The organism is Dactylosporangium sp. NPDC051087 (assembly GCF_055586325.1).
Genome location: NZ_JBVJIJ010000015.1, coordinates 243,646 through 256,446 on the forward strand (window position 1 = coordinate 243,646; position 12,801 = coordinate 256,446).

The 12,801-nt window shown below is 74.4% G+C and carries 14 protein-coding genes; 5 read left to right on the forward strand and 9 right to left on the reverse strand.

Annotated features, from left to right (window positions below):
• Positions 1–6: 6 nt before the first annotated feature.
• From ACZ6TV_RS28485 to ACZ6TV_RS28495, 3 genes are read right to left on the reverse strand one after another with little or no spacing between them, the layout of a single operon-like run.
• Positions 7–1,014, reverse strand: coding sequence for an LLM class flavin-dependent oxidoreductase (locus tag ACZ6TV_RS28485; protein WP_465300348.1), 1,008 nt, complete (start codon positions 1,012–1,014; stop codon positions 7–9).
• On the reverse strand, positions 1,011–2,051 hold the full coding sequence (locus tag ACZ6TV_RS28490) for a phosphotransferase family protein (protein ID WP_465300349.1): 1,041 nt from the start codon (positions 2,049–2,051) through the stop codon (positions 1,011–1,013). The genes ACZ6TV_RS28485 and ACZ6TV_RS28490 overlap by 4 nt, the downstream gene beginning before the upstream one ends.
• A gap of 3 nt (positions 2,052–2,054) precedes the next feature.
• Entirely contained in the window at positions 2,055–3,056 is a 1,002-nt protein-coding gene (locus ACZ6TV_RS28495) for a methyltransferase (protein ID WP_465300350.1), read from the reverse strand.
• A 119-nt stretch (positions 3,057–3,175) separates the two neighbouring features.
• Here ACZ6TV_RS28495 and ACZ6TV_RS28500 point away from each other — a divergent pair, with 119 nt between their 5' ends.
• On the forward strand, positions 3,176–4,021 hold the full coding sequence (locus ACZ6TV_RS28500; protein ID WP_465300351.1) for an NAD(P)H-binding protein: 846 nt from the start codon (positions 3,176–3,178) through the stop codon (positions 4,019–4,021).
• 34 nt (positions 4,022–4,055) lie between these two features.
• Here ACZ6TV_RS28500 and ACZ6TV_RS28505 read toward each other — a convergent pair whose 3' ends face one another.
• On the reverse strand, positions 4,056–5,561 hold the full coding sequence (locus ACZ6TV_RS28505) for an MFS transporter (protein ID WP_465300352.1): 1,506 nt from the start codon (positions 5,559–5,561) through the stop codon (positions 4,056–4,058).
• Positions 5,562–5,698: 137 nt separating this feature from the next.
• On the opposite strand from ACZ6TV_RS28505, the gene ACZ6TV_RS28510 reads away from it, so the two are divergent.
• The 4 genes from ACZ6TV_RS28510 (at position 5,699) to ACZ6TV_RS28525 (ending at position 8,872) form a co-directional block, all read left to right on the forward strand.
• Entirely contained in the window at positions 5,699–5,998 is a 300-nt protein-coding gene (locus ACZ6TV_RS28510) for an antibiotic biosynthesis monooxygenase family protein (RefSeq protein WP_465300353.1), read from the forward strand.
• Positions 5,995–6,888 carry an MBL fold metallo-hydrolase gene (locus ACZ6TV_RS28515; RefSeq protein WP_465300354.1) on the forward strand — a complete coding sequence of 298 codons (894 nt, stop codon included), beginning with the start codon at positions 5,995–5,997 and terminating at the stop codon, positions 6,886–6,888. Before ACZ6TV_RS28510 ends, ACZ6TV_RS28515 begins: the two co-directional genes overlap by 4 nt.
• Positions 6,889–6,989: 101 nt before the next feature.
• Positions 6,990–7,925: a septum formation family protein gene (locus tag ACZ6TV_RS28520; RefSeq protein ID WP_465300355.1), complete on the forward strand. Its 936-nt coding sequence runs from the start codon at positions 6,990–6,992 to the stop codon at positions 7,923–7,925.
• On the forward strand, positions 7,922–8,872 hold the full coding sequence (locus tag ACZ6TV_RS28525) for a septum formation family protein (RefSeq protein ID WP_465300356.1): 951 nt from the start codon (positions 7,922–7,924) through the stop codon (positions 8,870–8,872). The genes ACZ6TV_RS28520 and ACZ6TV_RS28525 overlap by 4 nt, the downstream gene beginning before the upstream one ends.
• Here the strand turns inward: ACZ6TV_RS28525 and ACZ6TV_RS28530 are convergent, their stop codons facing one another.
• From ACZ6TV_RS28530 to ACZ6TV_RS28550, 5 genes are read right to left on the reverse strand one after another with little or no spacing between them, the layout of a single operon-like run.
• Positions 8,873–9,298, reverse strand: coding sequence for a nuclear transport factor 2 family protein (locus tag ACZ6TV_RS28530; protein ID WP_465300357.1), 426 nt, complete (start codon positions 9,296–9,298; stop codon positions 8,873–8,875).
• Positions 9,295–9,723 (reverse strand): nuclear transport factor 2 family protein, encoded by a 429-nt coding sequence (locus ACZ6TV_RS28535; protein WP_465300358.1) that lies wholly within the window; start codon positions 9,721–9,723, stop codon positions 9,295–9,297. The genes ACZ6TV_RS28530 and ACZ6TV_RS28535 overlap by 4 nt, the downstream gene beginning before the upstream one ends.
• Complete coding sequence (locus tag ACZ6TV_RS28540) at positions 9,720–10,640, reverse strand: aromatase/cyclase (RefSeq protein WP_465300359.1); 921 nt, start codon at positions 10,638–10,640, stop codon at positions 9,720–9,722. Before ACZ6TV_RS28540 ends, ACZ6TV_RS28535 begins: the two co-directional genes overlap by 4 nt.
• 16 nt (positions 10,641–10,656) lie before the next feature.
• Entirely contained in the window at positions 10,657–11,439 is a 783-nt protein-coding gene (locus ACZ6TV_RS28545) for an SDR family NAD(P)-dependent oxidoreductase (RefSeq protein ID WP_465300360.1), read from the reverse strand.
• On the reverse strand, positions 11,436–12,797 hold the full coding sequence (locus tag ACZ6TV_RS28550) for an acetyl-CoA carboxylase biotin carboxylase subunit (RefSeq protein ID WP_465300361.1): 1,362 nt from the start codon (positions 12,795–12,797) through the stop codon (positions 11,436–11,438). Before ACZ6TV_RS28550 ends, ACZ6TV_RS28545 begins: the two co-directional genes overlap by 4 nt.
• Positions 12,798–12,801: the final 4 nt, after the last annotated feature.

Here is a 12,801-nt window from a genome sequence, read left to right on the forward strand (position 1 = left end):
GTCCTTTCACACAGCGGCGACGGGTTGCAGCGCGAACGCCTCCGCCAGCAGCTCGTAGGAGCGCAGCCGGTCGGCGTGGTCGTAGATGGTGGCGAGCGCGATGACCTCCTCGGCACCGGTCGCCTCGGTGATGGCCAGGATCTGGTCGCGGACCCGGGACGGGGTGCCGTAGACGTAGCGCGGGAACTCGAAGCGTTCGGCGCCGAGCGGGTCGTCGCCGTCGGCGAGCTCCAGCAGCGACTGCTCGGGGCTCGGCACCGGGCGGACGTCGTTGCGGGTGAGGCGGCGGCGGAACGCCCGCTGGGTGGCGTAGACGCGCTCGGCCTCGGCCTCGGTGGCGGCGCAGTACACGCCGATGCCGAGGATCGCGGTGCCGGCGCCGCCGGTGCGGGCCCGGTGGTCGGCGAAGACGGCGCGGGTCGGTGCGGGGTTGATGAAGTGGGCGTAGGCGTAGGGCAGGCCGAGCTGGGCGGCGACGGCGCCGCTGCGCGGGCTCGACCCGAGCAGCCACACGTCGGGCCGGCCGGCGCCGGTCGGGGTGACGACGATGTCGTGGAACGGGTGCCCGGGCGGGAACCCGTTGTCGAGGAACGCGAGCAGTTCGATGAGCTTGTCGTCGAAGTCGTCGGCGACCGGTGCGGTGCCGCGGGTCCCGCGCAGCGCGTAGGACTCGATCGGGCTGGACCCGGCGGACCGGCCGATGCCGAGGTCGATGCGGCCCGGGTACAGGGCCTCGAGCGTGCGGAAGACCTCGGCGACCTTGAAGGGACTGTAGTGGCTCAGCAGCACCCCGCCGGATCCGACCCGGATCCGGGACGTGCGGGCGGCGATCGCGGCGACGAGCACCTCGGGCGCGCTGCCGCCGTGGGAGTGCATCGCGTGGTGCTCGGCGACCCAGTAGCGGGTGTAGCCGAGCTGGTCGGCGAGCTCGGCGAGCTCGACCGTGTTGCGCAGGGCCTGCGCCGGGGACTGGCCCGTCCCGATCGGGGACTGGTCCAGGATGGACAGTTTCATGTGCCGACCTCCTTGAGTGTGGTCGCGAGCAGGCGCGTCGCGTTGCGGTGCAGAGGAAAGTCGGCGGGGACCAGGCGGTGCCCGGTCAGCAGGGCGGTGACCCTGGCGGTGACGGCCGCGAACCTGACGGCGGCGAACACCTGGTGGAAGTCCAGCCCGTGCGGCACCCGGCCGGTCCGGCGGGCCCAGCGGGCGACGGTCGCGGCATGGTCCGGCAGTCCAGGCAGGCGGTCGGCGCCGATGCCCTCGCTGAGGTGCCGGTCCAGGTGCAGGAACCAGGCCAGGTCGGCCTCCGGCGCGCCGTGCCCGGCCATCTCCCAGTCGAGGACGGCGGCGACCGCCGAGCCGTTGAAGACGATGTTGCCGAGCCGGGCGTCGCCCCACAGCAGGACCGGCGGTCCGGTCTGCGCCGGTACGGTCGCCCGCAGCACCCCGATCCCGGCTCGTACGTGCGGATCCGTCGCGCAGCCGTAGAAGTCGAGGTCGCCGGCGAGCTCCTCCACCTGGGACGCCGCGTCGGACGGCCCCAGGTCGAAGACGGGTTCGACGGCGTGGACGCGGGCGAGGACGTCGACGGCGTGCTGCCACACCGCCGTCCGCATCGGTGCGGGCGCGTCGTGCAGCCAGCCTTGGCGATGGTACGAGGGCAGGTCCGCGGGCACCTCCCCGGCAACGTGGCCGAGCACGCAGAACGGCGCCCCCAGCAGGCCCGGGTCGTGCTCGAAACCGTGCGCCGGCGCGACCGGCACGTCGGTGCGCTCGCCGAGGATGCGCTGGATGTGGTACTGCTGCCAGAACCGCGGCCGGGGCTGCAGCTGATACGTGGTGGGCGCGATCCGCACGACGAGCCGCCGCCGGACCGGGCCACCGGGACCGGTCCAGCCGGCGTCGACGACGACGTTCTCGGCGGAGAATCCGGTGGACGGCGGCACGGTCAGCGGCCCGAGCCGCAGATCGGGTGCGCCGAACCGGCCGGCGAGCCACCCGGTGAGCGCCTTGCGGGTGACGTCGGGGTCACGGACGACGCGGACGGCCACCGGTCACTCCTTCCGCGCCGTGAGCAGGCTCGTCGTGGCGACCAGCGGCGTGTGCGCGACGGAGCCGAACCCCGCGTCGGTGAACCAGGTCGCGGCGTCGGCGAACGTGTACTCGGCGCCGCCGGCGGACCAGACGAGCATGTTGAGACTGGCGAGGACGTTGGGCAGCTGCGGCCGGTCGGGGTCGAGCATCGGGTCGTAGACGAGCGCGGCACCGCCCGGCCGGACCGCACGGAACGCGGCCTGCGCCAGGAACCGGCGGCGCTCCACCGGCCAGTTGTGCAGGACGTGGCCGAAGAGCACGGCGTCGGCGGCCGGCAGCGGGTCGGTGAAGAAGTCCCCGCCGGTGAACGTGACCCGGTCGGCGAGCCCGAGCCCGCCGACGTGCTCCTCGAACGCCGGTCGCACGTCCGGCAGGTCGAACACGGTCACCCGCAGGTGCGGGTGCGCCTTCACCAGGTGCGCGGCGATGTTGCCGCGGGCCCCGCCGACGTCGACGACGTGCTCGAAGCCGGTCCAGTCCAGGTCGGCGAGGGCCGCCCCGATCGGCGCGTTCAGCACGTCCATCGCGTCGAAGAACGCGGTCCGCGACGCGGGGTCGGCGTGCACGGGCGCATACGGGTCGCCGTCACCGGCCTGGACGTTTGCGGGTTCGCCGGAACGGAGACTGCCGGCGAGCCCGTCCCAGGCGGGGTGCAGGGTGTGGTCGAGGAAGTCCAGGAACCCGCCGAGGAACTCGGGTCGGCCGGGAATCAGGTAACGCCCGGCGACGGGACTGTTGTGGTAGCGGCCGTCCCGGCGTTCGACGAGCTCGAGCGCTTCCAGACCGGCGAGGAGGTCGCCGGCGCCGACGGGGTGCAGCCCGAGCCGCGCACGGAGCTCCTCGGTGGTGGCCGGTGCCTCGGCGAGGGCGCCGAAGACGCCGACGTCGGCGGCGGCGAACAGCAGCCGGGCGCGGCGGGCACCCGACGCGATGTCGAGGATGCGGGCGGGGGTCAGCTCCACGGTGTGCTCCCAGGTGTCGTCGGACGCTGCTGCCCGACGCTAGAAGCGGCCGCTGGAGCGGCCGTGGAGCCCGACTCCACTCCAGTGGGGCTGGAGCGGCGGCGGCTACACACGGACGTATGACGATCCTGTTGACCGGTGCCACCGGCACCGTCGGACGTGCGGTCCTGCGGCAGCTGCTCGACGCGGGCGAGCCGGTGCGCGCGCTGACCCGTGACCCGGCACGGGCGGCGGCGCTGCTGCCGGGCGGTGTCGAGCTCGTCGCCGGTGACCTCGGCGACCCCGGTGGCCTGCCGTCCGCACTGGACGGTGTGGACCGGGTGTTTTTGCTGTCCGTCGGGCCGCGGAAGGCCGAGCACGACGCGAACCTCGCGCGGGCGGCGGCGAAGGCCGGCGTGGCACGGCTCGTCGCGCTGTCGTCGCTCGCCGCGGAGGAGGATCCCGACGGCGTCCTGGGCCGCTGGCACGCCGACGGGGAACGCGCGGTGCGGGACGCCGGTCCACCGTGGACGATCGTGCGACCGGGCGGCTTCATGTCCAACGCGTTGGAGTGGGCCGCTTCGGTACGGGACGCCGCGGTGGTGCGGGCGCCCTTCGGCGACCTGCGGGCGTCCATCGTGGACCCGCGCGACATCGCCGCGGTGGTGGTCGCGGCGCTCGCCGGTGGCCACGACGGCGCGGTGCTGCCGCTGAGCGGCCCCGCCGCGATCAGCCCCGCCGAGCAGGCCGCGGTCCTCGCCGAGGTGCTCGGCAGGCCGGTGCGCTTCGAGGAGCTGGGCCTGGACGAGGCGCGGGCCGCGATGGCGCGGCGGGTGCCCGCGGCGGTGGTCGACGCGGTGCTGTCCGCGCGCGCCGCGGCCGGTCCCTTCCGGGCGCGGGTCCTGCCCACGGTCCGGGACGTGACGGGCAGGGCACCGCGCGGCTTCCGCCAGTGGGCCGAGGATCACGTCACCGCCTTCCGCTGACCGTGCACGCCGGGCGTCGCGGTGCGTTGCCGAATCAGGACGCCGACTTGGCCGGTTCGGCGGTGGTGGCGGCGGGCGCCGGGGTCGCCTCCGGGGCCGCGGCGGGTGCCGGGGCCGGGCCGGGGGCCGCGATCGACGTGAGCGCGCCGACCACCGCGAACGCCGCCCCGACCAGAAACGCGAGGCGGTAGCCGGAGACGACCGCGCCGGCCTGTGCGGTGCCCGCGTCGAGGAGGTGCTGCGCGCGGGTGGCGCCGATCGTGGCGAGGACCGCGAGGCCGAGGGAGCCGCCGACCTGACGGGTGGTGTTGATGACGCCGGAGGCGAGGCCCGCCTCGTGCCGTGGGATGCCCGACGTGGCGGTGATCGCGAGGGGCGTCATCGCGATGCCGGCGCCGAGGGTCACCAGGATCATCGGCACCAGCAGGTCGGCGGCGTAGGAGCCGCGGACCGGGATCACCGACAGCCAGGCGAGGCCGGCGCCGGACAGCAGCGGGCCGCCGATCAGCAGCGGGCGGACGCCGACGCGCTTGAGCAGGACCGGGCCGGCGTAGGCGCCGGCGGTCATCGCGATCGCGCCCGGCAGGAAGGCGAGCCCCGCGGCGAGGGCGTCGTAGGCGAGGACGTTCTGCATGTACAGCGACAGGAAGAAGAAGTGCGCGATGACGGCGCAGCCGAGCCAGAACATGACGAGGTTGGCCACGGTGATGCCGCGTGAGGCGAACAGGCGCAGCGGCACGACGGGCGCCTCGGCGACCTTCGCCTCGTGCAGGACGAACCATGCGAGCAGCACCACGCCGGCGCCGAGCGGGCCGTAGGTGACCGGGTCCACCCAGCCGTGGCCCTGGCTGTTGACGGTGCCGTACACGACGGCGACGAGACCGGCCGTGACCAGCAGCGAGCCGAGCAGGTCGAGACGGCGCGGGCCGGCGGCCGGCTCGGGGCGGCCCAGGGGCAGCACGCGCAGCGCGGCGACGATCGCGGCCAGGCCGATCGGGACGTTGACGAAGAGGATCCAGCGCCAGTTGATGAGGTCGGTGAGCACGCCGCCGAGAAGGGAGCCGATGGCGGCGCCGCCGCCGGAGACCGCGCTCCAGGCGGCCATCGCCCTGGCCCGCTTCGGCGCCTCGACGAAGGTGGTGGTGAGCAGGGTGAGGGTGGCCGGGGAGAGGATCGCGCCGCCGAGGCCCTGGGCGCCGCGGGCGACGATGAGGGTGAGCTCGTCCTGGGCGAGGCCGCCGACGAGGCTGGCGGCGGTGAAGAGCACCAGGCCGGTGATGAACATGCGGCGCCGGCCGAAGAGGTCGGCGGCGCGGCCGCCGAGCAGCAGGAAGCCGGCGAAGGTCAGCGTGTAGGCGTTGACGACCCATTGCAGGCCGGAGTCGGTGAAGCCGAGGTCGGCCCGGATGGCGGGCAGCGCGACGTTGACGATCGAGACGTCCAGCACCACCATCACCTGCCCGAGGCAGAGCAGCGACAGCACGGCCCAGTCGGGTCCCCGGCGCCCGGTCTCCCCCGTTGGGGCCTCGGTGCTTGCCATGATCACTCCCTGTGTTCCGGTTTTGGACTTGCGAGTCTATTACGTTAGACCTACGAGTCTAGTAGGGCAAGTACGGGTACAGCGTGGCTCCAGGACGGCTGGGGCCGTGCTGTACCCGGGCGGTCCAACCTCGGGACATGACCACCGTCGTGTTCGTCAACACGTTGCGGCTCACCGGCCCGGCCGAGGACCTCGAACGGATCTACGCCGACGTCGCCACGTTCTTCCGCGCCCAGCCGGGCCTGGTCCGCTACCAGCTCGTGCGCTCCACCACCGACCCCGGCGTCTACGTCAACATCGCCGAGTGGCGCGACCTCGCCGCCTTCCGCACCGCCACGTCGCAGGAGGCCTTCCGCACCGCGCTGCGCGTCTCCACCGTCTCCACCGGCGACCCGCACGTCTGCGAGGTCGTGTCCGTCGGCACCGGACCCTCGTGAGCCTCCATGAGGTCGCGGACGGTGTTCACGCGTACGTGCAGGCGGACGGCGGCTGGTGCGTCAACAACGCCGGGGTCGTCCACGACGGCGGCGCCGCGCTGCTCGTCGACACCGCCGCCACCGAGTCCCGGGCCCTGGCCCTGCGCGACGCGGTCCGGCGGCTCGCCCCGGCGCCACCCGGCGTCGTCGTCAACACCCACCACCACGGCGACCACACCCTCGGCAACGCCGTCTTCGCCCCGCCCGCCACGGTCGTCGCCCACACCGCCACCCGCCACGACATGGCCGCCCGGGGCACCGCGCTGCGCCAGGTCTGGCCGGCCGTCGACTGGGGCGCACAGCCCCTCGTGCTGCCGGGGCTCACGTTCACCGACCGGCTCACCCTCCACATCGGACGGACCGAGGTGCGGCTGTGGCATCCCGGCCCGGCACACACCACCGGCGACGTCGTGGCGTGGCTGCCCGAGCAACGGGTCCTGTTCACCGGCGACGTGGTCATGCCGGGACACACGCCGTTCGTCCTGATGGGCTCCGTCCACGGCAGCCTGCACGCGATCGCCGCCCTCGCCGCGCTGGACCCGGCGGTGGTCGTCGGCGGGCACGGCCCGGTCGCCGGCCCGGAGGCGCTGCACGCCGCAACCGCCTACCTGCACTGGCTCGACGACCTCGCCGGCCGTGGCCTCGCCGCCGGGCTGACCCCCCTGCAGACGGCGCTGGACACCGACCTCGGCGACTTCGCCGGGTGGGGCGAGCCGGAGCGCCTCGTCGCCAACCTGCACCGCGCCTACGCCGAACGGACCGGCGCACCGCCCGGCACCTACCTGCCGTCCGCCCCGGTCTTCGCCGACATGGTCGCGTGGAACGGCGGTCCACTCCCCTGCGCCGCTTAGCCAGCGGGATCCGCCCGGACGGCCGTTGACATCGTGGGCGCCTGACGCCGACAGTCAGGTCCTCCACCATCTGGTGGGTCTCACGGGGGAGACACGAACGCATGAAGACGCCTGCCCGCACGCCGACCGCCGCCGTGCTCGCCGGGCTGCTGCTCGCCGTGTCCGGCTGCGCCCTGCGCCCGTCCGGCACCGACGCCGACCTGCTCGACGACTGGCAGGCCCTCGCACCGCCGAAGGTCGAACTGCCCGCCGTCGGCGCGTGCCTGACCGCCACGCCCAAGGGGCCGTTCGACCCGGAATACACCGTGGCCACACCGATCGACTGCGACCGGTCCCACACCCTCGAGGTCGTGCTGATCGGCACCGTCGAGGGTGTCGCCGCACAGGCGTCCCAGCCGCCGGCCCCCGGCAGCGAGGCGTTCCAGGCGGCGTACACGGCCTGCGGCAAGGCGGTCACCGAATATGTCGGCGCCGAGTGGCACACCGGCATGCTCACCATCGACGTGCGGCAGCCCAACAGCCGGACGTGGCAGGGCGGGCTGCGCTCCTACATCTGCTCGGTGCTCTCGCTGAGCGACGCCTACGGTGAGACCCAGTACACCACCGGCACCCTCAAGGGAGCGCTCGCCGGCGCCGCCCCGCACGCCATGCGCTGCTTCAAGCTCACCGGCGCCGCGGGGGCGGACGGCTGGTGGGACCGGCTCGACGCGCTTCGACCGGCCGACTGCGCCACCCCGCACGAGGGCGAGTTCGCCGGGACCATGCAGATCGGCACCGGCGCCGGCGGCACGCTGCCCACCACGGCACTGCTGGACAAGTGGGCCGGCGACCGCTGCTGGACGATCGTGGCCAAGTTCGTCGGCGTCACCGAGGCCGAACTCGACCGGCGCGACGACATCGCCATGTCCTGGGACCTCATGGACGCGTTCCAATGGGCCGCCGGCGACCGGCACCTGCGCTGCTTCGCCCTGGTCCGCCCCGGCAAACAGGTCCGCGCGTCGATGCGCGGCCTCGGCACGAAAGGACTGCCGGTATGACGACGACCGCCCGGGCGGCGATCGCCGCCGTGCTCGCCGGGCTGCTGCTCGCCGTGTCCGGCTGCGCCCTGCGCCCCACCGGCACCGACGGCGACCTCGCCGACGACTGGCAGCCCCTCGCCGCGCCGAAGTTCGACCTGCCGGTCGCCGGTGCGTGCCTGGACGGCACCGCGGCGACGACGACGTTCAACCCGCTGACGGTGCGCGGCGGCACGATCCCGTGCGACCGCGAGCACACGTACGAGGTGGTCCTGGTCGGCACCGTCGAGGGCAGCGCCGCCCAGCGGCCCGTGCCGCCGCAGATGGACACCGAGGCGGGCCGCGAGGCGCTGCGGGCGGCGTACAAGACGTGCGGCGCCGCCGTCGACGCGTACGCCGGCGCCGACTGGCACACCGGCCTGCTCGGCATCAACGTGCAGATGCCCGGACGGGCGGCGTGGGAGGGCGGCCTGCGCTCGTTCCTCTGCTCGGTCAACGCGCTCAGCGACCTCTACGGCCGGATCTCGATGACCACCGGGTCGCTCAAGGACTCCCTGACCGGCGCCGCGCCGAAGGCCGCCCGCTGCCTCGACGTCAACGGCGACAAGGGCTCCGACGGCTGGTGGAGCAACGTCAACGCGATGACCGCGATCGACTGCGCACAGCCGCACGAGGCCGAGTTCGTCGGCACCGTCCAGGTCGGCGTGGGCGTCAGCGGCGACCTCCCCGACGATGAGCAGCTGAGGAAGTGGACGAGCGAACGCTGCTGGCCCATGGCGGCGAAGTACCTCGGCCTCACCGAGTCCCAGCTGAGCTCCCGAGATGACATCGGGATCGGCTGGGACGGCTTCGACAAGGAGGCGTGGGACCTCGGCGACCGCACCCAGCGCTGCGTCGCCCTGCTCGACCCGGGCAAGAAGGTCCGCGCCTCGATCAAGGGCCTCGGCAAGAAGGCGCTCCCCGTCTGATCACCGGGCGGCGTCGTGGGTGATGCGGCGGGTGGCGACGAGCCAGCCGCCGGCCGGGGCCGGGACCAGCAGGTCCTCGCCGGTGGTGCTGTTGTGGACGACCGGGCGCCCGCCGGGCGGGGTCTCCACGTTGAAGGCGGCGAACCGGGTCCGCAGCGAGCCGTCCGGCAGCGGGTCGGCGGTGAGCATGCCCAGCCAGTACCGGCGGACGACGGCGGACCCGGCGCGCTTGGCCACCGCGGCCCGCAGCGCGTCGGCGATCGCCGCCCGGCCGCGGCGCTGCGCGGGCGCCCCGCCGGCGAACGTGCGGCCGGTCGGGGCGACCTGGGTGAAGACCGCGTCGCCGGTGAAGGTGGCCGCCCACGCGTCCACCTCACCGGCGTCCAGCAGGTGCAGCTGCCGCACGTAGAACGGCTCCGGTGTCACGGGGTCCAGCCGTCGTGCACGACGTAGCGGCGGCGGACCAGGAACGTGTCGCCGGACGGGACCAGGACGTCGTCGGCGGCGGTGCTCAGGTGCAGCGCCGACGGTCCGCCCGCGGGGGTCTCGATGACCAGCGCGTAGTACCGGGTCGCCACCGTGCCATCGGGTCGCGGGTCGACGGCGAGCATGCCGAGCCAGTGCCGGCGGAGCACGCCGCGGGCGGCGAGCGCGTCCGCGGCCTTGCGCAGGCGGCCGCCGATCTCGGCCCGGCCCCGGCGCGGCTCGGGCCGGCGGTCCTGGCCGAACTCGCCGTCCTCGGTGAACGTGTCCGCCCACTCCTCGGCGCGGCCCTCGTCGAGCAGCCGCATCTGCACCGCGTAGAACTGCTGTACCCGCTGGTAGAGCCCGGTGTCGACGGCGGTCGTCACGCGACCACCCCACCGACGTGGCGCAGGGTCGCGAGGCTGTTGGCGCCGAGCGCCTCGCGCACGAAGGTCCGCGCGTCGGCTATCGTCCTGCCGGCGCCGAGGACCCGCTCGACCGCGTCGGGGCGCAGCACGACCCGGTGCTGGGACGTCGCCTTCACCACCCCGTCGCGTTCCTCGAACGTCCACCGTCCCGTGTGGACGCTCAGCAGCGCGGGCGGCTGGGTCTGCTTGTACACGACGCTCAGGTCCGGCAGGCCGACCCGGATCGACTCGGTGGTGTGGCTGGAGCCGTCCTTGGCGAGCGTCTCCATCCTGAGCCGCTGCACCCCGGCCGGCTCCTCGGCCAGCTCGACGCCGACCACGTGCGGCAGCCGCGCCGGCCACTCCCGCGCGGCCCAGATGAAGGCGTGCGCGTCGGCGGCGGTACCGGCGAACTCCACCGAATCCTCGAAGGTGAGGTCGAGGTCCGGGTCGGTGCGTTCGGCCCCGGCGCGCAGCGCGGCGAGCTCGGCGCCGCTGTTGCGTTCGATCGCCTCCTCGATCCAGGCCAGCCCCGCCGGGTCGTCGCCGATCGCGCTGTACGTGTGGGTGAGCCGCACCCTGCTGTGCCCGCCACCGGTCTCCTGCACGTGCCATTCGCCGCCCATCCCGGCGACCGGCGGTGTGGACACCTCCTGCCGGAACGTGATCCTGTGGGTCGTGGGGTCGAGGGTGCGCAGCGACGTCCACGCCTTCACCGCGCCGTTCGCGGTCGCCCACAGCTGCAGCCGCTCACGGTGCGGCGCGACGGCGGAGACCACGGCGTGCACGGTCGGCGGGAAGAGCGCCGGCCACCCGGCGGCGTCGGCGAGCAGCGCGTAGACCCGGTCGGGCGGCGCGGCGACGGTGATCTCGTGTACCGCTTCCTGCGAAGCCATCGTCAGTCCTCGAATCCTAGTAGTTGCCGAGCCCGCCGCAGACATTCAGTGCCTGGGCGGTGATGGGGGCGGCGGCGGGCGTGACGAGGTAGCCGACGAGGGCGGCGACCTCCTCGGGCGTGGAGTACCGGCCGAGCGGGATCTTCGCCTGGAACCTGTCGAGCACGTCGTCGTCGGTGGTCTGCCACGCGGCGGCGTAGCCGGCCCGGACCCGTTGCGCCATCGGGGTCTCGACGTAGCCGGGGCAGACCGCGTTGACGGTGACGCCGGTGCGGGCCAGCTCCAGCCCGAGGGCCTTGGTGAAGCCGATGACGCCGTGCTTGGACGCGGAGTACGGCGCGCCGAGCACCACACCCTGCTTGCCGCCGGTGGAGGCGATGTTGATGATCCGCCCGCCGGGGCGCCCGTCGAGGCCGCCGGCGGTGAGCACCTCCCGGGTCACGTGGAACACGGCGGTGAGGTTGGTGGCTATGACGTCGTCCCACAGCTCGTCGCCGATGGTCGAGGTGACCCCGCCGCCGCTGCGGCCGGCGTTGTTGACGAGCACGCCGACCGGGCCGAAGCGTCGCACGGCGCCGGCGACGAGGGTGCGGATCTGGCCGGTGTCGCGGACGTCGGCGGCCTGCCCGTCGACGTCCAGGCCCTCGTCGCGCAGCTCCTTCACGGTCAGGGCGACGGCGTCGGCGTCCCTGGCGCACAGGTAGACGGCCAGGCCGGCGCCGGCGAGCGTGCGGGCGACGGCCAGGCCGATCCCGCTGGTGGCCCCGGTGACCAGCGCGTGCCGGGGGGTCTCGGTCATTGCTCCTCCTTCAGGGCTTGCAGCCGGGCGACGAGCCCGGTGTCGTGGGTGCCGGCGCGGAACGACGCGTCGGCGAGGACGTCGCGCAGGAAGCCGGCGGTGGTGTGCACGCCCGGCCCGGCGACCCGGAAGTCGGCAAGGGCGCGGCGGCTGCGGGCGATGGCGGTGGCCCGGTCCGGCGCCCACACGACGAGCTTCGCCAGCAGCGGGTCGTACGCCGACGGGACGCTGTAGCCCGGGTAGGCGTGCGTGTCGACCCGCACGAACGGGCCGCCGGGCGCCACGAACTCCTCCAGGCGGCCGGGCGCGGGTGCGAAGTCGCGGGCCGGGTCCTCGGCGTTGACCCGGCACTCGATCGCCACACCGCGTGCGGTGACGTCGGCCTGGGTGTAGCCGAGCGGCTCGCCCGCGGCGATCCGCAGCTGCTCGGCGACCAGGTCGAGGCCGGTGACCGCCTCGGTGACCGGGTGCTCGACCTGGATGCGGCAGTTCACCTCCAGGAAGAAGAAGCCGCCGGCGTCGTCGAGCAGGTACTCGAAGGTGCCGGCGCCGACGTACCCGGCGGCCAGGGCGCCGCGGACGCTGGCCTCCCCCATGCGGGCGACGACGTCGCGCGGTACGCCGGGTGCCGGGGTCTCCTCGATGAGCTTCTGGTGCCGGCGCTGCACGGAGCAGTCGCGCTCGCCGAGGTGCACCGCGGCGCCGTGGGCGTCGGCGAGGACCTGGATCTCGACGTGCCGGCCGCGTGGCAGGTACCGCTCGACGTAGACCCGGTCGTCGCCGAACAGCGCCTGCGCCTCGGCGCGGGTGCGCAGGTAGGTGTCGGCGAGGTCGGCGGCGCGGTCCACGACCCGCATGCCGCGCCCGCCACCGCCGGCCGCGGCCTTCACGATGACCGGGTAGCCGACGCCGTCGGCGATCGACCTGGCCCGCGCGGCGGTGGTGACCGGCTCGCGGCTGCCCGGCAGGAGCGGCAGCCCGGCGTCGGCCATCAGCGCGCGGGCAGCGGTCTTGTCGCCGAGCGCGGCGATCACCTTCGGCGGCGGGCCGATGAACACGAACCCGGCCGCCGCGCACGCCTCCGCGAACTCCGGATCCTCGGACAGGAAGCCGTAGCCGGGGTGGATCGCGTCGGCGCCGACCCGTTCGGCGGCGGCGAGCACGGCGGCGTAGTCGAGGTAGCTCCGCTTCGCCGGTGGCGGTCCGATCTGGACGGTCTCGTCGGCGTAGCGCACCACCGCCGACTCCCGGTCCACTGTGGAGTGCACGGCGGCGACGCGGATGCCGAGCTCCCGGCAGGTGTGGGCGACCCGCAGCGCGATCTCGCCGCGGTTGGCGATCAGGACGGTCCCGAACACCGCC

Excerpts from the sequence above, each read along its gene's own strand:
- ACZ6TV_RS28485 (WP_465300348.1), bottom strand. The coding sequence starts at position 1,014 with ATGAAACTGTCCATCCTGGACCAGTCCCCGATCGGGACGGGCCAGTCC.
- ACZ6TV_RS28500 (WP_465300351.1), top strand. The coding sequence starts at position 3,176 with ATGACGATCCTGTTGACCGGTGCCACCGGCACCGTCGGACGTGCGGTC.
- ACZ6TV_RS28505 (WP_465300352.1), bottom strand. The coding sequence starts at position 5,561 with ATGGCAAGCACCGAGGCCCCAACGGGGGAGACCGGGCGCCGGGGACCC.
- ACZ6TV_RS28510 (WP_465300353.1), top strand. The coding sequence starts at position 5,699 with ATGACCACCGTCGTGTTCGTCAACACGTTGCGGCTCACCGGCCCGGCC.
- ACZ6TV_RS28520 (WP_465300355.1), top strand. The coding sequence starts at position 6,990 with ATGAAGACGCCTGCCCGCACGCCGACCGCCGCCGTGCTCGCCGGGCTG.
- ACZ6TV_RS28525 (WP_465300356.1), top strand. The coding sequence starts at position 7,922 with ATGACGACGACCGCCCGGGCGGCGATCGCCGCCGTGCTCGCCGGGCTG.
- ACZ6TV_RS28540 (WP_465300359.1), bottom strand. The coding sequence starts at position 10,640 with ATGGCTTCGCAGGAAGCGGTACACGAGATCACCGTCGCCGCGCCGCCC.
- ACZ6TV_RS28545 (WP_465300360.1), bottom strand. The coding sequence starts at position 11,439 with ATGACCGAGACCCCCCGGCACGCGCTGGTCACCGGGGCCACCAGCGGG.